This window comes from Massilia atriviolacea (assembly GCF_003953935.1).
GTDB lineage: Bacteria > Pseudomonadota > Gammaproteobacteria > Burkholderiales > Burkholderiaceae_D > Telluria_A > Telluria_A atriviolacea.
In genome coordinates, this window is sequence record NZ_RXLQ01000016.1 from 110283 (window position 1) to 131408 (window position 21126).

Here is a 21126-nt window from a genome sequence, read left to right on the forward strand (position 1 = left end):
ATGGTTGCGATCGTAAACGGGCAAGGTCTGGGCGTGAATGCGGGTTCGGCAAAATTGTTGGGCGAGCGCGGCTTGCTGTCGCAGGCTGACGCCGGGCGCAACGGCCAGAAAGTGTTTGTGAACGCCGCCACCGGCAACCTCGTGGTGCAAACCCAGGATGAACGCCTGTTCGACCACGGCCTCGACCTTGGCGTCATGCGCACCTATAACAGCCAGGGACAGATGGACGGCACGCCCGCCGACGCCTCGACCGGCTTCTATGCCCGCCGCCTGAGCCTCAGCGGCCAGCCCGGAAAGCCCGGCAGCCTGATTACCCGCACCGCCGCCGACGGCGCCCGCACCGCGTTCCACTGGAACGCGGAACGGGCACGCTATGTGGCCGCCGAAAGCGGGCAGGGCAGCATCGCCCTGAGCGGCGAACACCTGCTGTGGACCGACGCCGGCATGGCGCTGGTGGAAACCTACGACCTGGCGGACGGGCGCCTGCGCACCCTGGCCGATGGCGCCGGCCACACGGTATCGTACGACTATACCGGCGACCTGCTCAGCCGCGCTGTCAGCAGCAGCGGCGACGAGGTCCTCTACCACTACGTCCAGGGCCGCCTGGACCACGTCAGCACCGTGACCCATGATGCGGAAGGCGCGCCGCTCACGCAAAACAAGGTCAGCTACGCGTACGATGCGCGCGGCCGCCTGTCGACGGTCACGGTCGACCTGACCCCGCTGGACGGCCGGATCGCCGACGGCGTCGTCTACCGCACCCGCTATGCCTACGACGGCGACAGCAGCCGACTGGCCAGCATCCGCCAGAGCGACGGCACCGCGCTGACCTTCGTCTGGGCCAACCGGGACGGTGTGTACCGGATCGCCGCGCTGACCAACGAAAGCGGGCGTGACGACAACGGCCATTACAACGTCGTCAGCGACGATGGCGCCGGCAACCGCGTGGTCAGCCATTTCGACGCCAGCGACACCAGGATCCTCGACGCCTGGACCAAGGCCGATGGCAGCCACGGCAACACGCGCTACCATGCCGACGGCAGCAGCAGCGGAACGCGCTTTCCGGGCCAGGGCGGCTGGCCGGAGTCGGTCGACGTCGACGCCAGCGGCAAGACGGTGTTTTCTTCCTGGGGCCAGAACGGCCTCGACCGGCGCTGGCAGAACGCCGACGGTAGCGAGACGGTCAGCACGACCGACGCCTCGGGCGGCATCAGCTATCGCACTTCCCGTTACGGCATGCTGCAGGAAGAGGGCCGCATCCAGCCGGACGGCAGCGGCGAAAAAACCGTCCTGGTCTACCGCTCGTCGGATTCCTTCGAGGTCCTCGAGCGCGTCACCACCAGCGTGCCGGCCGGCGACTACGAGGAGGTGGCATATACCCTCGGCGGCGGGGCCGGATGGCGCAAGGAAGCCGGTGGCATCCGCTACAGCTACACGGACACCGGGACCGTACGCGAGTGGACAAGAACCGACAACAGCCACGGGCGCGACGAACAGCTCGACGGCGAGATGCGCTCGGCATTTACCAATGCCGACGGCAGCAGCGGGGTGAACTGGCAGCGTTTCGACGGCGCGCACGGCGAGGAACTGACCCTGGCCGACGGCACGCGCAGCGGCAACAGCCACGATGCCGACGGCGTCCACCGCAGCTTCACCGACGATGGCAAGGGCCGTGTCACGACCTTGCACTTCGACCAATTCGGCAACCAGACCGGGACTGAGCGAACCGTCCCGGGCGCCGATCCGGTGTTCGAGGCCATCGATACCAGCCAGCGTCCGCTGCTCGGCGAGGTCGTCGCCAGCACCACGCTGTCCTGGGGCGAGCCGTTCAGCCTGACGATCGCGGCCGATGCCATGCGCTCGCCCGCAGGCCCGGTCAGCTACACCATCGAAGGCATCCGCGGTGCGCCCTTGCCGGACGGCCTGGTGTTCGACGCCGCCAGCGCCACCCTGAGCGGCACGCCGCTGGCCCCGCAGCAATACAGCATGTACGGCTTCACGCTCAAGGTGGTCGGCAGCGCGCCCGACGGCTTGCGCGCGCACTACGAGATCGACGTGGCCATCGCCGGCCCCGCCGCGCCGCTGGTGCTGGCGGCCATCCCGGCCGAACTGGCGGCCGAGGAAGGCCGCGCCTTCGAATGGCAGGTGCCCGCCGCCGCGGTGGCGGACGCCGCGCCGCGTCAACCCTTGAGCTACACGGTTGAGCGCGCCGACGGCGAGCCGCTGCCGGCATGGCTGGGTTTCGATCCGGTCACGCTCGCCTTGCGCGGGCTGCCGCTGGAGGGCGACCAGGGCCAGCTCGGCCTGGTCCTGACGGTCACCGACGCCTTCGGCCAGCGCGCCAGCGCGGCAATCGGGCTCAAGGTCGGCGCCGGCGCCGATAGCGAGCCCGGCAATCCGGGCCGCCTGCGCCGTTCGATCAGCTTCAGCTACGCCGACGGCGGCGCTTCCACCACCATCGTCGATCCGCTCGGCCACGCGACACTGCTCGATTACGACCACCAGGGCCTGCTCAGCGCCATCACGACCAAGGCCGTCACGACGCGCTTCGAGCGCGCGAACGGCCAGGTCGGCGCGATCACGATCAACGACGTGCTCAGCGCCACCATGGAATACGACGAACGCGGCAACCAGATCCTTGCGCGCGACGCCGAGGGGCGCACCACCACGCGCGTCTACAGCGCGCGCAACGAACTGCTCAGCGAGAGCGTCGACGCCGGCGCCGGCGCGCGCGCCACGCGCTATTTCTACGACGCCGCCCCCGGCAACGCCCAGCTGCACGGCTTGCTGCGCTTCGTGGTCAGCCCCGAAGGCCGGGTCCACGAATACCGCTACGACGCCCAGGGCCAGCGCATCGCATCGCTCGACTACACCGAGGCGCGCATCCATGCGGGCATCCTGGACGGCAGCGAAACGGCGGCCCAGATCGCGTCCGAACTGCGCGCGGCGGCGCGGCCCGAACCCGGCGCCGCCGTGCGCAGCGACATCGTGCGCACCGACATGGCGTACGACGCTTTCGGCCAGCTGGCGTCGCTGACGCGCTACGCGCGGGTGGCCACCGATGCCGATGCCAGCGGCGTGGCCGAGGGCAGCAGCACGACGCGCTATGTGTACGACCAGGCCGGCGTCCTGCTGAGCGAGAACGCGGCGTCCGCGCCGCCGGTCCACTACACCTACGACGGCCTGGGGCGCCTGCTCACGGTCGGCAACGGCCAGACGGCAAGCGCGGTGAGCACCTACGACGACGCCGGCAACAAGGTCGTGATGCAGGACGCCGCCGGCGTGCTCACCACCCGCAGCTACGACAGCACCGGACGGCTGGTGTCGGTGGTGCGCGGCCAGGACGACGGCAGCACCTACTTCTACGACGCCGACGGCCGCCAGATCATGCGCCGCGCGCCCGACCGGACGCGCGCCTGGCTGTTCTACGACGACGAAGGGCGCCAGACCGGCAGCGTCGACAATGCCGGCATCCTGACCGAATACGTGTATTCGGGGCGCGGCGACCTGACCCACACCGTGCGCTACGCGCAGGCGCTCGAACTGGGCCTGCTGGCCGGCGCCGACGGCGCGCCGAGCGGCGCCAGCCTGGCCGACATCCGTCCGCAGGGCGGGCCCGGCGACCAGAAAAGCTGGCGCATCCACGACCGCGCCGGACGCCTGCTCTACAGCATCGACAAGGACGGCATCGTCACCGAGACGACCCATGACGGCGCCGGACGCATCGTTGCCGTGACCGTGCTGGCCGGGCGGGTCGACAGCGCGACCCTGGGCGCGCTGCAGGACAGCGCGATCGTGCTGGCGCGCGACCCCGCGCGCGACGCGCGCACGCGCCATTTCTACGACAGCGACGGCTTGCAGGTGGCCACCCTGGCGCCGGACGGCAGCCTGGTGCAGCGCTTCTACAACGGCCTGGGCTTGCTGGAGGAAGTGCGCAGCTACGCCAGGCCGGTCGCGGCCGGCCTGCGCCAGGACGGCAGCCTGGCCCAGCTTCTCGAGGGTCTCAGGGACGCGGCGGACAGCCGCTTGATGCAGCGCTACGACGGCTTCGGCAAGGAAACCGGGCAGCAGGCGCTGACGGGCTATCCCGAAGATCTGCACAGCAGCCGCGACGCGCTGCCCGGCGTCTACGAGATCGCCGGCACGATCGCGCAGCCGGGCGAACAGGATGTGTTTCAATTTTCCGTGGTCGAGAAAACCCGCTTCCTGTTCGACCAGGTGCAGGGCGGGCACACCAGCCTGACCTTGAGCAACGACGCGCTGCCGTCGCAGGTCGATACGCTGCGCGATGCCGCGGGCGGTTTTATCGAGCTCGAGGCAGGCAATTACCGCATGACGGTCAGCGGCCCGAATGCGGCCGGTTACCGCTTCCGCCTGCTGGGCGCGGCGGGCGCCGTCAGGCTCGGCGCCAATGAGCGCACGGTCGGCTCGCTGGCGCCGCAGTCGGGCGCCGCCCTGTACCGGGTCGAAGCTGTCGCCGGCGAGCGTTTCCTGCTGCAGGCCGGCGCCCTCAGCGGCGCGGGCAATCTGCGCTACACCGTGTTCGCGCCCGACGGCAAGGTAGTGACCAGGAGCGAGGGCTGGAACGACAGCGCCGTGTTCGTGGCCGGCCTGGCCGGCAGCTACTATGTCAGCGTCGAGGCCGATGGCGATGCGGGCGCGGCCGCGCTGACGTATGCCTTCACGCTGGCCGGCAGCGTGCCGGTGACGCAGGCGCTGGCGCCGAACCAGGCGGGACAGGCCGACCTGCGCATCCCCGGCGCGGCCGCCGTGTTCAACGTCGATGTGAGCGAGGCCGGCTGGATGTTCTGGGACCAGCTCTCGCGGGCGCAGGACGCGCCGTTCGGCTGGACCCTGAGCGACGCCGCCAGCGGGCGCCAGGTCGGCAGCGGCCAGGGCCTGGCCAGCGAGGACCGCCTGACCCCGATGCTGGTCACGCCGGGCCGTTACCGCCTTACGCTGAGCGACGCCGGCGGCGCCGCCGGGATGGTCGATGTCGCCCTGCGCTTCAAGGCCATGGACGTGGCCGCAAGCCCCGCCGACGGCGTGCCCCTGCCGATCGGCTCGGCATCCGGACGCGAGGGTTTCCTCTACAGGTTCCATGCGGACGGCGCCAGCATGCTGACGCTCGACCTCGCCAATGACAGCGCGCCATCGAAGGCGCACTGGATCCTGTTCGACTCCCTGGGCCGGGTGCTCAAACAGACCGCCGACAGCGAATGGAGCGAGGCCGGCTGGGCCAGGCTGCCGGCCGGGGGCGACTATTTCCTGTACGCGGGCGGGGCGGCCAGCAACAGCGCGCCGTTGGCCGCATCGATCAGCCTGAACACCTATGTCGACAAGGTGATCGATGCGGGCGTGCAGGGCGCCGCCGGCGCGTTCGAACTGGCGGACTCCATCGATGTCTCGCAGCAGTCGGTGACCTTCAAATTCCATCTGGCGCAGTCCGGCGTCTGGGCCTTCGACCTGCCTGTCGGCTTCGAGAACCTGGACTGGCAGCTGGAGGGCGACCAGGTCTGGCTGCGCCCGGACGGCGGCGATGCGCCGACCTCGTACGGGAATGCCCAGCGCTACCTGAGCGCCGGCGACTATGCTGTCACGCTCAACGTCCCCAGCGTCATGGGCCCCGGCAGCGGGCAATTCGTCCTGCGCGCGCGTGCCTTGCAGGCCGCCAGCGTGCTGGACGCCGGCGCGACTGTCGCGCTCGACAGCCTGGAGGTGGGCCAGGCGGCCCTGTTCCGGGTCGAGGCCAGGCCCGGGGACGTATTCACCTATAGTTTCCCCTCCGGCGACAGCGCTTACAGCGTGCTTGCCATGGACCGGTTCGGAAAACGGCTGGGCGTGCGCGGCTGGGATAGCACCGAGTTGCGCACCACCGATGCGAACGGCCCGATCTACCTGCGCGTCCTGCGCGAATCGGACAGCGGCCCGGCCGCCGACTTCCGCATCGAGCGGCGCGCCGCACCCCAGACGCCGGTCGTTGCGGGCACGCCGATCGCGCTGTCCGCGCCGGTGGTCGCGCCGGCCGGCAGCCCGAGCCCGCTGCGCTACGGCTTCGACGTGCAGGCCGATGGCTGGCTGGCGCTCGACTGGCAGGGCGGCAACTGGAGCACCTGGCGCCTGAGCGGGCCGCAAGGCACGCTTGCGGCGCAAGCGATTTCCGCCGGCGGCTGGCCTGTGCCGCTGGTATGGGTGCCGGCCGGGCACTATGAAATGACGCTCGACGGCGGCAGCGGCGGCGCCGCCTTCACCTTGCTCGACCGCAGCGCCGCCATCGCGGCACAGGCGGGCACGGTGGCCCGGGCCAGCGTCCCGTCCGGCGCCAGCCATGTGCTGTTCGAGGTCGCGGTCGATGCCTCCGGCGAGCTGTTCATCCACGGCATGCCGGGCGCGCCGGACAGCGCCTTCCGCCTGTACGACATCAACGGCCGCCTGGTCCGGGCCGGCCGCACCGGCGCCCCGGCCGCCGACCTGCCGTCGGTCCAGCCGGGCCGCTATCTGCTGGCGGTGGCCAGCGGCGGGCGCAGCGAAGTCGAGGTCGTCCTCAGCCAGCAGTTGCGCGAGCCGCAAGCGCTGCCGTTCGACAGCGTCGCCAGGGCCGATCTCTCGCATGACGCGCACCAGGTCAGCTATGCCTTCACCACCACCCAGGCCGGGCAACTGGTCCTGGACGGCATCGAGAACGCACAGGGGCTCACGTTCGAACTGAGCGGCCCCTCCGGCGACGTGACGCGCATGTCCAGCCTGGGCGCGCACATGGCCTGGGCCCTGGCGCCCGGCGCCTACACCCTGCGCATCGGCGGCCGCAGCACCCAGCTGGCGTTCCGCGCCAGCCTGGTCGGCGCCAGTGCGCCTTTGCAGGCCGATGGGGTCACTCCGTCCAGCGTGCGCTTTACGGGCGGCGTGCCCGATCGTCAATTGCAGATGCAACTGCGGGCGGGCCAGGCGTACTGGCTGGCGCCGTCGCCGGCGCTGGCGTTCGGCGAAGCGGCCGCTTACCGCCTGGTCGACGGCTGGGGCGTGGAGCGCGCCAGCGGCACGCTGGACGCCAGCGCGGCCGGCGTGGCACTGCTGGCGCCCAATACCGGCCTGTACACCCTGCAGCTGTTCAAGACCGCCGGCGCCGCCGACGCCAGCATCGCGCTGGTGCTGAGCGAGGCCCGCAACGCGGTCCAGCCCTACCTGCTGGGCAGCACGGCCGGCGCCGCGCTGGCCACCCCGGCCGACCAGGCGCGCCACGGTTTCACCCTGCTGCAAGCGGCCGACGTCTGGCTCGACGTGGACGGCGCCGATTACGCCGCCGCGCTGGTGCGTAGCGACGACCTGGCCGTGATCGTGCCGGTACTCCAGGGCCGCCGCCTGGTGCGCCTGGACGCGGGCACCTACGAAATGCGCCTGAGTCCGACCCGGCTGGCCCCGGCCGCGTACCGCGTGCGTGCCGTCACGCTCGCGGCCCTGCCCGAACTGGCCCCCGGCGCGAGCGTCAGCGACACGGCCGTGCCGGGCACAGCGGCCAGCGCCTGGCGCATCGCCGGCCAGGCCGGCCAGCAATGGCTGTTCGATCCCAGCCTCGGCGGCACCCATGCCGGCGCATCGGCATGGACCCTGTTCGATCCTTCCGGCAAGCTGGTCGCTTCCGGCGCCAATGCCGGCATCGGCGGCGCCACCGGCCTGACCCTCCAGGCCAGCGGCGACTACGTGCTGTATGTCGATGGCGGCCCCGCCAGCGCGACGCGCGCGATGCGCCTGCTCGAGCGCAAGGATGGACTGAGCGACATCGCCGTCGGCGACCAGGTCAGCGCCACCCTGGCTGCCGGCGCCACCAACGCCTATCAGTTCACCCTGGGCCAGGCGGCGACCATCGTGCTCGACGCCAAAGGCGCGCGCAGCATGTTCGACCTGGTCGACGCGCACGGCAGGACCGTGGCGATGACCAGCGGCCCGGCCGGCTCCGGCCTGCGCACCGTGCGCCTGGAGGCCGGCAGCTACCGCATCGGCGTGAGCGGCTACGGCGCCGAAACGCCATCGTTCTCGTTTGCGCTGCAGACCCTGGAAGGCCTGGCGCAGGATGACGGCAACCTCGCGATCGAGGCGCCGCTGCCGGCTCCCGGCACCTTTGGCGTGCTGCGGCTGCCGATGCAGGCCCGCGACGCGTATGACTTCGACCTCGATCCGGACGCTGCCGATCCGGCCATCGCGTATCGCCTGTTCGACCCCGAGGGCCGCGAGATCGCGATGACGCGCTCCCAGGCGGGCGGCCCGTTCAGGGTGGCCACGCCGGTCTCCGGCGACGCCTTCCTGCTCGTTACCCGCAGCGCGGCCGCCAGGGACGGCGGCTGGCTGACGGGTGCGCTGCAGCCGGTCGATCATTACCTGCAGCCGCTCGACTGGGAGTACAGCAACGACGTGCCCCTCAATTCGCGCGGCAGCACCATGGGATTCACGTTCGAGATGGCGGAGCCGGGCCGCATCGCGCTGGAGAACATCCGCTCCGGCTACGGCACGCTCGTGCTGGAAGTGATCGGGCCGGACCAGCGCGTGCTGGCCACGCGCAGCGTCGTCGAAGGCGGCGACGCTGCCATCGACGAGCTGGTCCTGGCGGCCGGCGAATACACGGTGCGCATCGCTACCCTCAGCGTCAATCTCACCGCCTCGTTCTCGGCGCGCCGCCTCGCGCCGGCGAGCCTGCCGGCGGTCCCGGCGCCGCCCGCATCGGTGTTTGCCGCCAGCGGCACGGCCATGCCGGGCAGCCCGGAAGTGTTCCAGTTCGCCCTGACCGAGCCCGGCCTGTGGTACCTGGACGGCAGCGCCGCCCCGGGACACAGCGTGGCGCTGACCGATGCCGCCGGCAACACGGTGCTGCCGGCCTACGGCAGCGCGGCCCTGCTGGGCGCCGGCGTGTACACGCTCACGCTCGCCCAGGCCGGCGCCAGCGCGCCCTTCGATTTCGCCATGCGCCGCCTCGACAGCGCCGAGGTGCCGCTGCTGGACCTTGGCGCGCCCGCGACGCTGGTGCTCTCGTCCAACCGCAGCGCCCAGCTGTACCGCCTCGATGCCGGGGCCGATGCGACCCTGGCCTTCAAGGCGCTCGGCAGCAGCGCCGACGCCAGCGGCGTCAGCTGGACCCTGGTCAACCGCTTCGGCCAGCCGCTGCACGCGCCGGGCGACGCCCTGAGCGACAGCGCCCCGATGCATGTGCGCAGCGCCGGTCCGCTTTATCTGATGCTGAAACACAGCGCGCCCGCGCGCGCCGCTGCTGCCAGCCTGTCGTTCCGGATCGATCGCGACGCCGCTGCGGCGCCGCTCGCGCTGGCGCTGGGCGAACTGGCCAGCGGCACGCTCGATCCGCTCAGCGCCAGCCGCAGCTATTCCTTTACCATGGACAGCGCCGCCACGGTGCAGTTCGACCGCCTGAATGTCCAGCCCGGCAGTACCCTGCGCTGGAAGCTGACCACGCCCGGCCTGAGCGAGCCGGTGTTCGACGGCCCGCTGTATCCGGCCGGCGCCAGCGATCCCTTCCTGCCGCTCGCGCTGCGCGCCGGCGACTACACCCTGACCGTCTACGCCGGCGAGAGCGAGGCCGGCAGCTATGCCCTGCGCCTGCTGCCGCTGGCGCAGGCGCCGCTGCTTTCCAGCGGCACCTGGGTCAACGGCCACACCAACGGACCGGATCGCCAGATCAGTACCTACGCCATCGACGTGAAGGCGGGCGACCGCCTGTTCATCGCGCTGCGCGACGCCGCCGCGGAACCGGCGTTCGACCTGGCCACCGGTACCTACAGCAACAGCTACAGCGGCCGCCTGCGCCTGATCGGGCCGGACGGCAAGGCGTTCCCGCAAGGGACCGGGCTGGCCAATGTCGACCTGGTGGCGACCATGACAGGACGCTATACCCTGGCGCTGTACGACAGCGAAGCGGGCGCCGCCGGCCTGAGCTTCGGCCTGGCCGCCTTCGTCAACCATCCGGGTCCGGTGCGCAGCATCGACCTCGACGCACGCCATGCCGCGGTCGACCTGCGCCCGGAACAGCTGACGGTGACGGCGGCACGCGATGGCGCGCCGCTGCAGTCGGGCGGCACGCTGCGCATCGGCTGGACCACCAGCAACCGCGGCCAGCAAGCCACGGTGGGCGGCTTCAACGAACGCATCGTGGTGCGCAATGCGCTGACCGGCGAGGTGCTGGTGCAGACCAGCTTGCCGTTCCCCGGTGCGCAGGCCGCCGGCGCCGTGCTGCCGGCCGGCCAGTCGGTCGCGCGCAGTGTCGAGCTGCGCCTGCCGGACGGCAAGGCCGGCGCCGGCGAGCTGCTGGTCAGCATCGAAAGCGATGTCGAGCACCTGCAGGCCGAACGCAATATCGACACGGCGGACAATCTCGCCAGCGTCGCCTTCCATAGCGCGCTGGCGCCGTACGCCAACCTGCAAGCGTCGAGCCTGACCATCTCGCCCGACGCGCAGTGGCAGGCAGGACAGGAAGTGAGCATCGGCTGGAACGTCGATAACAGCGGCAACGCCCCGGCCAGCGGCAGCTGGGTGGAGCGGGTCGAACTGCTCAACCTGACCACCGGCAAGGTGGTATTGCTGCGCGACCTGGTGCAAACCGCACAGCAACTGGCGCCAGGAGAGCTGGCCGCGCGCAGCGCCAGTTTCACCTGGCCGGCCGGCCTGGATGCGACGGGCCGGTTCCGCCTGCGCGTCATCGTCGACACGCTCGGCCAGGTAGCCGAGTTCAACGCCGGCCTGCTGGCGGACGCCGACAACACGGCCGAACGCCTGCTGCTGGCCGGCCCCGACCTGACGGTGATGAATGTCGGCCTGCTGGAAACGGCGCGCGACGGCGAGCTGGTCACCGTGGTCTGGGACGACGTCAACCTGGGCAGCGCGCCGGCCATGGCCGGCTACCAGGATTACGTCAGCGTGTACCGCAAGAATGCCGACGGTTCGCAGGGCGAACTGGTGCTGCAGCGCGGGGTGGCGTTCGGCGCCGACCAGGCGCCGCTGGCGGCCGGCGAGAAGCGCCGGCGCGCGCTCGGTTTCACGCTGCCGGCCGGCCTGGCCGGCAGCGGCAGCTTCATCGTCAGCGTCAGCGCCGACAGCAACGGCAAGGGCATCGGCAGCATCTTCGAAACCAGCCTGGCCGGTAACGCCGAAGCCAACAATAGCGCGAGCGGCGAGATCGGCATCGCCCTGCGCGACGCGCCCGACCTGCACGTGAGCGAAGTGCGGGTCCCGGCCAGCGTGTCGGCAGGGCAGGAGGTCGAGATCAGCTGGAACGTGCGCAACGACGGCAAGGCCGAGGCCGCCGGTCCCTGGCTGGAACGGGTGATCCTGAGCGCGGACGGCATGGCCGACATGCGCCTGGCCAGCCTGACCGTCTCCAGCAAGCTGGGCAGCGGCGAAAGCGGCACCCGCACGGCCACCATCCGGATCCCGGCCGGCCTGGCCGGCAAGGTGCGCCTGTCCGTGGTCGCCGACGCCAACGGCGTCCTGCGCGAACCGGATACGCGCGCCAACAACGTCGCCCTGTCGGCGGCGATCACGGTGGTGGCGGGCGTGCCCGACCTGGCCACGGCGCTCGCCACGGTGCCGGCGCAGGCGCTGGCCAACGGCCCGGCCCAGATCGGCTGGCGCGTGACCAACAAGGGCAGCATCCCGACCGGCATCGGCAGCTGGGTGGACCGGGTCTACCTGTCGCAAACGCCGACCCTGGCGGGCGACGCGCGCCTGCTCGGATCGGTCACCCACCAGGGCCAGCTCGACGCCGGCCAGCACTACGATGCCGAATTCACGCCGACCGTGCCGGCAGGCTTGCAGGGCACCTGGTACTTCATCGTCAGGACCGAGGCTCCCGGCGTCCAGGGCGACCAGCTGGAGAACAACGTCAGCGCCGCCATCGGCGCCACCGAGGTGCTGCCCGAGCCGCAACCGAACTTGCGGGTCGCGCTCGCGCCCGCCACCCCGGGCGCCTGGAAGGTGGGCGAGACCGTCGAGCTGAGCTACACGGTCAGCAACAGCGGCACGGCCGCCGTCGATGCCCACATGCGCGAGCGGGTGCGCCTGGTGAACCTGGCCGATCCCTCGAAGAGCGTGCTGCTGGCCGACGAGGGCGCGCTGCGCCGCATGGAGGCGCCGGGCAGTTTCAGCAAGACCGTCAGGATCGTGGTGCCGGCCATGGAAAGCGGCCAGTGGCGCCTGGAGGTCGAGGCCGACGCCAGCGGCTATGTGCGCGAACTGAACGAAACCGACAACATCGACAGCCTGCAGGTGGCGATCGTCGCGCCGGACCTGGCGGTGGGCGCGATCGCCCTCGAAGGCCAACTGGTCGGCGGCGAAGCGGTGCTGCTGCGCTGGAGCACCAGCAACAGCGGCAGCGCCGACGCCGCCGGCTTCGTCGACACGGTCTACCTGACCCGCGACGGCCTGGTCGGCAGCGACCCGGCCAATCCGGGCAGCGGCGTCATCAAGCTCGGCGAGGTCAGCCACGCCGCGCTGGCCGCCGGCGCGACCCGCGCCAGCGCCCTGGCGTTCACCCTGCCGCAGGACGCCGCCGGCGGCTACCGCCTGGTGGTGGTGACCGACCACGCGCGCAAGATCGCGCAGAACGGCGCCAATGCCAACGACCGCAGCGACAGCGCGCTGCAGATCGCGGCCGACCGCTACGCCGACCTGGCAGTGACCGGGGTCGACGGGCTTGGCGAGCTCATCGGCGATCCGGCCACGGCCGTGATCCGCTACCAGGTGAAAAACATGGGCACGGGCGCCGGGCGCAGCGTGTCCTGGACCGATGTGGTCGTGTTTTCGGGCAACGAGATCCTCGGCGACAGCGACGACATGGTGCTCGGCACCTACCGCCACGACGGCGCGCTGGACAAGGACGCCAGCTACACCGGCAGCGTGACCTACCAGTTCGCCGCCGGCACCAGCCGGCGCGGCACCGTGTTCGTGCGCACCGACAGCGCCGGCCAGGTCTGGGAGAACGGCCTGGACAAGGGCATGGACAATGTCTACCAGGCCGCCCAGCATCTCGACGTGATGAGCAAGCCGTACGCCGACCTGCAGGTGCACGATGTGAAGGCGACCGGCGCGGCGCTGTCCGGCAAGCTGCTGGAGCTGAGCTGGACCGTGCGCAACCACGGCATCGGCATCACCGATACCGCAAGCTGGTCCGACCGCATCTGGCTCAGCGAGAACGCCGACGGCGGCGGCAAGACCTTCGAGCTGGGCAAGGCCTCGCACCTGGGCAAGCTGGGCAAGGACGACAGCTACAGCCGCAGCATGGCGGTGCAGCTGCCCGATGGCCTGGAAGGCAAGTACTACCTCAACGTGGCCAGCGAAGGGCCGTTCGAGTTCATCTATACCGGCAACAACCGCGCCGCCTCGCCGGCGCTGGAAGTGATGCTGTCGGCGGCGCCCGACCTGGCAGTGAGCGACATCAAGGCCCCGCCGGCCGTGCGCGAAGGCGGGCTGATGACGGTCGAATGGACCGTCCGCAACGACGGCAAGGCCGACGCCAGCGGCCAGTGGAGCGAAAAGCTCGAACTGGTGCCGGTGACGGGCGGCCCGGCGATCCTGCTGGGCACCTACACCTATGGACACACCCTGGAGCAGGGCAAGACCTACACCCGCAGCGAGGAAGTGCGGGTGCCGGGCCAGCTCAGCGGTTTGTATCATGTGCGCGTGAGCACCAACAGCGGCGCCGAGCTGTACGAGCACGCCGCCGACCGCGCCAACAACATCCTGACCGGCGACAGCCAGGTCACGATCGAACTGACCCCGCGTCCGGACCTGGTGCCCTCGGGTATCCAGGCGCCCGAGCGGATGATCGCCGGCGGCAGCGCCGAGCTGAGCTTCTCGGTGTTCAATAAAGGCACCAGGCCGGCCGGCGGACAGTGGACCGACGCGGTCTACCTCTCGCTCGACGGCAAGCTGGGACCGAACGCGCTGCTGCTCGGGCGCGTGCAGAACGGCTCGGCGCTCGACGCGAGCAAGGACTACCGCAGCACCCTGGCCTCGTTCACCATCCCGCTGCGCTACAGCGGCGAGGTGTTCCTGATCGTGGCGGCCGACGTCGACAACCAGGTGGCCGAGTTCCCGAACGAAGTCAATACCGCCGTCAAGAAGATCGTCATCGAACCGGCCCTGCTGGCCGACCTGGTCGCCAGCGACATCGAGGCGCCGTTGCAGGCCGTGCATGGCGCGCCGGTGACGGTCAAGTACAAGGTCAGCAACCTCGGCACCGGCCCGACCCGCGGCGACAGCGCCGCCGTCGACGGCTGGACCGATACGGTGTGGCTGAGCGCCGACAAGACCCGTCCGTCGGGCTCCAAGGGCGATATCCTGCTGGGCACGGTGCGCCACAGCGGCCACCTGGAGGCGGGCGCTTCCTACCTGGGCGAGCTGCAGGTGACCCTGCCCGAGGGCACGGTATCGGGCGACTACCATCTGGTGGTCTGGACCGATGTCTACGGCGCCATCGCGCAGAACCAGCAATCGACCAACGTCAATCCGGACGCCCCGGCCGACATCGCCAGCAGCGACTTCAAGGCGCGCGCGATCGCGGTGATCGGGACCAAGCCCGACCTGTATGTGAACCGGCTCGAGGCCCCGGCCGAGGCGCTGGCCGGCACGCTGTACAGCTTCAGCTACAGCGTCACCAGCATGGCCGGTTCGCTGGACGGCGAGTGGCTCGATAAAGTCTGGCTGAGCGACAATGCCGACCTGTCCAAGGCCGGCAAGCGCTGGCTGCTGGGCGAATACCGCCAGAAGCGCGCGCTCGGCACGGGCGAACGCTACAGCGTGAGCGACACCGTCACCCTGCATCCGGGCGCCTCGGGCATGTTCCTGGTGGTCGAAACCGACGCCCAGCACAATGTGTCGGAAATCAAGGAAAACGACAACGTCATGGCGCGTGCCAGCGTCGTCAGCAACAGCGCGGCCGACCTGCAGGTGGTCTCGGTCCAGCCCCAGGAAGGGGGCATGTCGGGCGAACCGATCCGTGTCAACTGGACCGTCAGGAATGCCGGCGCGGCGGTCTGGGCCGGCACGCGCGGCTGGATCGACAATATCTACCTGAGCACCGATCCGACCTTCATCCCGGGCCGCGCGGTCCAGATCGGCTCGTCCGTGCATTCGAACGAGAACGGCCTCGGCGCCGGCGTGGAATACAGCGCCAGCGCCATCGTCAAGCTGCCGCCGGGCACCAGCGGCAAGTACTACATCTACGTCATCACCGACGCCGTGCACGCGCCCGGCCTCAGCCCGTCCTTCAGCGACAGCAGCCTGGCCTACAAGGCGGCCGACGAAGCGCTCACGGGCAGCAACAAGGATGCGCTCGACGCCCTGTACCGCAGCTCGGTGTTCGAGGGCGCGCGCAACGATAACAACATCGCCAGGGGCGCGCTGGACATCGCCTACGCCGAAGCGAACCTGAAGGTGGACCCGAGCATCACGATCGTGCCGGAGAAGCCCTTGTCGGGCCAGACCGTCACGGTCAGCTGGAAAGTGTGGAACACCGGCAACCGCGCCACCCGCACCAATGCCTGGAGCGACGGCGTGTTCCTGTCGGTGGACGATTCGCTCGACGTCACCGACCACGCGCTGGTCGACCGCGGCAGCGAGATCGAACGCCTGATGCGCGTGCGCAGCACCGTCCTGTCGGACGCCGACGGCAAGCCGCGCTACCTCCAGCCCGGCGAGTTCTATACCAACAGCGCCACCTTCACCCTGCCGACCTCGATCGGCGGCGATTTCCACATCATCGTCAAGGCCGATACCGATATCGCGGCCGACCTGAACCCGTACCAGACGCGTTCCACGATCCGCGAGGGCATCAGCGTGATCGGCCAGTTCGACGGGCGCGGGGCCGGTTCGGTGGCCGAATTCGCCGGCGAAGCCGACAACGTGGCCAGCGTCAAGGTCGGCATTACCCTGGTCGAACCGCCCGACCTGGCGGTCAGGGTCGCGCCCTTCACCGAGGCCATCGAGGCCGGACGCGACTTCACCGTGAACTACCGCGTCGACAACAACGGCGGCGCCACGCCGCCCGACCAGGGCGGCTGGAACGATGTGATCTACCTGTCCAAGGACCGCAACCTGGACATGTCGAAGGACCGCTTCCTGGGCTATGTCAGCCACAGCAACGGCCTGGACGCCAAGGGCGGCTACGACATGGCGCTGACGCTCAAGGCGCCGTCCGACATGAACGGGCAGTACTACGTGTTCGTGGTGGCCGACCCGTCGCGCGCGCTCGGCGCGCGCGACGACGGCAAGGTGCTCGAACAGAACAAGAGCAATAACGCCGCGGCCCAGGCGATCCTGATCGACGCCGCCAAGCCGGCCGACCTGCAAGTGCTGGTCGACACCCCGGCCGACGCGGTGCCCGGCAGCCTGGCGACGATCCACTATACCGTCACCAACCATGCCGACAATCCGGCGCGCGGGCGCTGGAGCGATGCGGTCTACCTGTCGACCAAGCCGACCTGGGACCTGAGCGCGATTCCGTTCGGCAAGCAGCAGCGCACGGGCGACCTGGCCAAGGGCGAGTCCTACCGTGGCAGCGTCAGCGCCATCGTACCGCCCTTGAAGGACGGGCAGTGGTATGTGATCGTGCGTCCGGATATCTATAACGACGTCTACGAAGGCGATGTCGGCTACGACGCGGCCGGCCTGCACATGGCTGCCGGCGAAGCGAACAACCAGGCCGCCTCCGCCGGCGCGTTCAGCGTCAAGGTGCCGGTCCTGACTGCGGCCAGCCCGCTTACCACCACCTTGAGCAGCGGCCAGACCCTGCTCTACAAGATCAGCGTGGCCGAAGGCGAAACCCTGCGCTTCTCGCTCGATTCGAGCGCCACCGAAGGCGCCAACGAGGTGTATATCCGCTACGGCGAGGTGCCGAGCGGCTACAACTACGACGCCGCCTACCAGCGCGCCGTGGCGCCAAGCCAGCAGGCGGTCGTGGCCAGCACCAGGGCCGGCGACTACTACATCCTGGTCAAGTCGCGCTCGTCGGCGCCGGCCACCCCGGTCACCGTGCGCGCCGACCTGATGCCGCTGTCGATCACGCGCGTGACGCCAACCGACGGCGGCACCGGCGACGACGCCCACCGCTGGGTTTCGGTGGACATTGAAGGGGCCCGCTTCAAGGCGGGCGCGCTGCTGAAACTGTCGCGCCCCGGCGTGTTCGAGATCCAGCCGGAACGCTGGCAAGTGCTCGACGCGACCCATATCCGCGCCGTCTTCGACCTGCGCAACGTGCCGCACGGCCTGTACGACGTGGTCGTCACCAACCCGGACGGCCAGAGCGTCACCGAAGCGGTGCGCTACCTGGTCACGCGCGCGATCGACGCCGACGTCAGCATCGGCATCGGCGGCAATACCAATATCGCGCCGGGCGAGAGCGCGCTGTTCAGCGTCACCCTGCAAAGCCTGTCCAACGTCGACACGCCGTATGTGCGCTTCGACCTGGGCGCCTCCGGCATGGGCCCGAGCGCGAACGTGCTCGACGGCCTGAACCTGCCGTACGTGACCTTCGCCTCGAATGTGGCCGGGCAGCCGGCCGGCGCCACCGCGCCCGGCAGCGTGAATACCCAGACCTACGGCCAGAGCCCGACCAGCGGCCTGGCGCGCACGGACATCCCGTGGGCCGCGCTGGACAACCAGATCAACAGCAAGGGCTTCAGCCTGACCCCGGGCTACGCCTTCGACGTGGCCGGACGCGGCGTGGTGGGCGCCAGCTTCAGCGTGCAGACCTATCCCGGCCTGGCCGAATGGATGGCCTACGACTTCGAGGGCTTGCGCAACAAGCTGTACATGAACCGTCCCGACTGGAAGGCGGCGCGTGTGCTGGACGAGGGCGTGGCCGGGCTGGACAAGATCCAGCCGGGGCTGGCGCGCCGCTTCCTGTCGCGCGACGCCCAGGTCCACGTGAGCGAACTGGAAGCGCTCGGCATGCCGTTCCGCTTCAATGTGTTCGGCGCCGCGACGGCGCTCACGCGCGCCGAATTCATCGCCGACCAGGCGGCGCACGCCGAACGCCTGCGCGCCGCGATCATGCAGGACCGGCTGGCCCCGCCGGCGCTGCAGGTGCTGGCCGCCGACAAGGCCCAGTGGAACAGCGGCTGGCTGGCCGCGCTGGAAGCGGCCGGCCTGCTGCGTCCGAGCGACGAAGCGCCGCCGATCCGCCTGCAGCCGCTGGTGGTGAGCCTGAACGCGACCCTGGCCAGCGGCATTCTGCTGGGCAAGGAGGGCGACAGCTACCGTACCCAGGCCGATGTGCTGGCCTTCTTCAGCAAGGTGCAGGAATGGTACGGCGACAGCGCGCTCGCCGCCGGCCAGAAGGGCGTGCCGGTCACCAAGGTGGACTACGAGGAAACGCGCGAAAGCATGGCCGGCACGGTCGAGGTGCCGGTGCCGGTGTTGCCGAACGCGGCCGACTTCCATCCGGACGCGGCCAACGGCACCCACTTCCTCAACTTCAACGTCTTCGCCGGCGCCCGTTCGGAGCTCGAATACTGGCGCCATCTGGGCCTGCTCGACGCCGACTTCCGCCCGGTCGGCCCGCAGGCCCTGAACCTGGCGCAATACCTGCAGCAGACGGCGGCGCGCGCCAGCGCGGCGCAGGCCACCGTGAGCGTGCGCGGCCCGCAAACCGTGCCCAACGCCCAAGGTGGGTCTTACCTGCCGGCCGGCGTGGCGCTGCCGTTCTCGGTGGGCTTGCGCAATCCGGCCGACAGCCCGGTCGGCACCATGCGCATCACCACCAAACTCGACCCAAGCCTCGATGCGCGCACCCTGCGCCTGAACGACATCAAGATCGGCGACCTGAACGTGCATATCCCGGACGACAAGTCGGTGTTCCAGGGCGACTTCGATTTCAGCGCCAGCAAGGGCTTCATCCTGCGCGTCTCGGCCGGCATCGATGCCGGATCGGGCATCGCCACCTGGCTGCTCGAAGCGATCGATCCGAACACCGGCGAAGTGCTCAAGGACGCGCTGCGCGGCCTGCTCGCGCCGGTCGCCGGCGACCCCAAGTCGGGCACCGGTTTCGTCAGTTACACGGTGCAGCTCTCGCCCGACGCGCGCAGCGGCGCCGAGGTGGTCAGCAGCGCCGTGGCCGCCTTCGACGGCATGCCGCCGTCCGAGAGCGAACGCATCAGCTACAAGGTCGACGCCGGCGCGCCGGAAACGACGGTGGTGGCCAAGTCGGCCGGCGCCGACGCCAGCGGCGCGCCGACCTACGACGTGCGCTGGACGTCGCAAGACGACGCCAGCGGCGTGCGCAGCGTGACCCTGTACGTGGCCGAGGACGGCGGCGACTTCCGCATCTGGCAGCGCCAGCTGGCGCAGGCCGACGGCCAGTTGCTGTTTACCGGCAAGGCCGGCCATACCTACGAATTCCTGGCGACCGGCGTCGACAGCGCCGGCAACCGCGAAGCCGGTTCGGTGAGCAACGCCGTGCTGCCGGACGACGGCACCGCGCAGCAGGTGCGCGATGGCCTGGGCAGCAATCAGGTGGTGACGCCGAGCACCGAACTGCCGGCCGCCAGCACCGACCGCACGTATCCGGCCAACAGCCTGTTCGAGACCGCACGCGCCGGCTTGCCGGGCTTCGTGGCGCCGGCCCGGGCGGGCGACCTGCGCGCCGTGCTGGCCCCGATGATGCTGCGCGGCTTCGCCGACGGCTTTGCATCGAGCGCGGCCGACATCGGCGCGCTGGCCATGGTGGAGCTGGCCGACGGCAGCATCCTCGCCAGCGCCGGCAGCGCGCGCAACGAGGTGTTCCGCTTCTCGAAGGAGGGCGGGCACGCGACTGCGCCGTTGTTTGTGCTGGACGCCCCGGTGCTGGACATGGCGCTCGACCGCCTCGGCCAGCTGTGGGTCATGACCGGCAGCGAATTGCTGCAGCTCGACGCCGCCAGCGGCGTGCTGATGTCGCGCCAGTCCGGACCGGGCGGCGCGCCGCTCACGCACGCGCTGGCGATCGATCCGGACAGCGGACTGATTTATGTATCGTCGCACGACGGGGTCGAGGTGTTCGATCCGCGCGCAGCAACCGGCGCCAATCCGTGGAAGCACTTCTCCAACGTGCCGGTGCGCGAGATGGCCTTCGGCCCGGACGGCCGCCTGTGGGCGGTGCGCTGGACCGGCTCCGAGATCGTCTCGTCGCAGGCCCGGGCCACCAGCGACATCATCAGCTTCCCGATGAGCGGCCGCGAGAAGGGCCGCGCGCAGCTCGAATACCGCCTGGCCGGGATCGTCGAAGGAATCAGCTTCGGCAAGGCCGGCTCGCCGCTGGCGGGCGTGCTGCTGGCCTCGACCAGCACGGCGCAGCGCGCCACCGTCGCCGGCGGCGCGGCGGCGCACACCGGCGCGGTGTGGATGGTCGAACTGGCCAGCCGCCGCCTGCTGCAGGTGGCTACTGGCGGCACCCGCGGCGAAACGCTGCTGACCACGGCCGACGGCCGCATCCTGGTGGCGCAGACCGGGGGCATCGACGAGATTGCGCCGATCAAGCCGCCGCATATCGTCGGCGCCAGCGTGCCGGACGGCGCCATGGTGCCGCTGCCGCTCAATGAAATCTCGATCAGTTTCGACCAGGACATGTGGGCCGACGCTGCCGACGTTTTCGATCCGTCGAGCGTCCTCAATCCCGACAACTACTGGCTGACGCCGACCGGATCGGAGCGCGGCGTCAGCCTCAATCCGTCTTCCGTGCGCTGGGACGCGGCCACCCGTTCGGCGGTGCTGACGCTGCCGTCGCTGGCGAGCGACATGTGGCGCCTGACGATCTCCAGCGAGATCCGCAGCGCCTCCCAGGTGCGCCTGCCGCAGGCATATACCACGACCTTCACGACCCTGCTGGACTTCTCCAGCCAGGTCGAGCTGAGTTTTTCGAATACCCGCGCCAACCACGCCACCGGCGCGGTCAGCTACGACGTGAGCATCAAGAATATCGGCAGCGGCGATCTGCGCACCCCCTTGACGCTGCTGCTCGACCCGGGCCGCTACTTCGGCGCCATGCCGCAGGGGGCGCTGCGCGACCAGTCCGCCCTCTGGGTGGTCGACCTGAGCGCCGCCCTGACGGCGCAGGGCGGCACACTCGGCGTCGGCGCCACGCTGGCCGGCCAGACC

1 protein-coding gene (cut by a window edge) is annotated in these 21126 nt (G+C 70.3%); it reads left to right on the forward strand.

The window, feature by feature from the left end; translation table 11 throughout:
• A protein-coding gene (locus tag EJB06_RS24995; RefSeq protein ID WP_126076739.1) for an Ig-like domain-containing protein crosses the window boundary here: on the forward strand, positions 1-21126 show its 5' portion. 16119 nt of this gene lie beyond the right edge of the window; 21126 of the gene's 37245 nt are visible here — the first part of the coding sequence; its start codon is at positions 1-3; its stop codon lies off the right edge, out of view.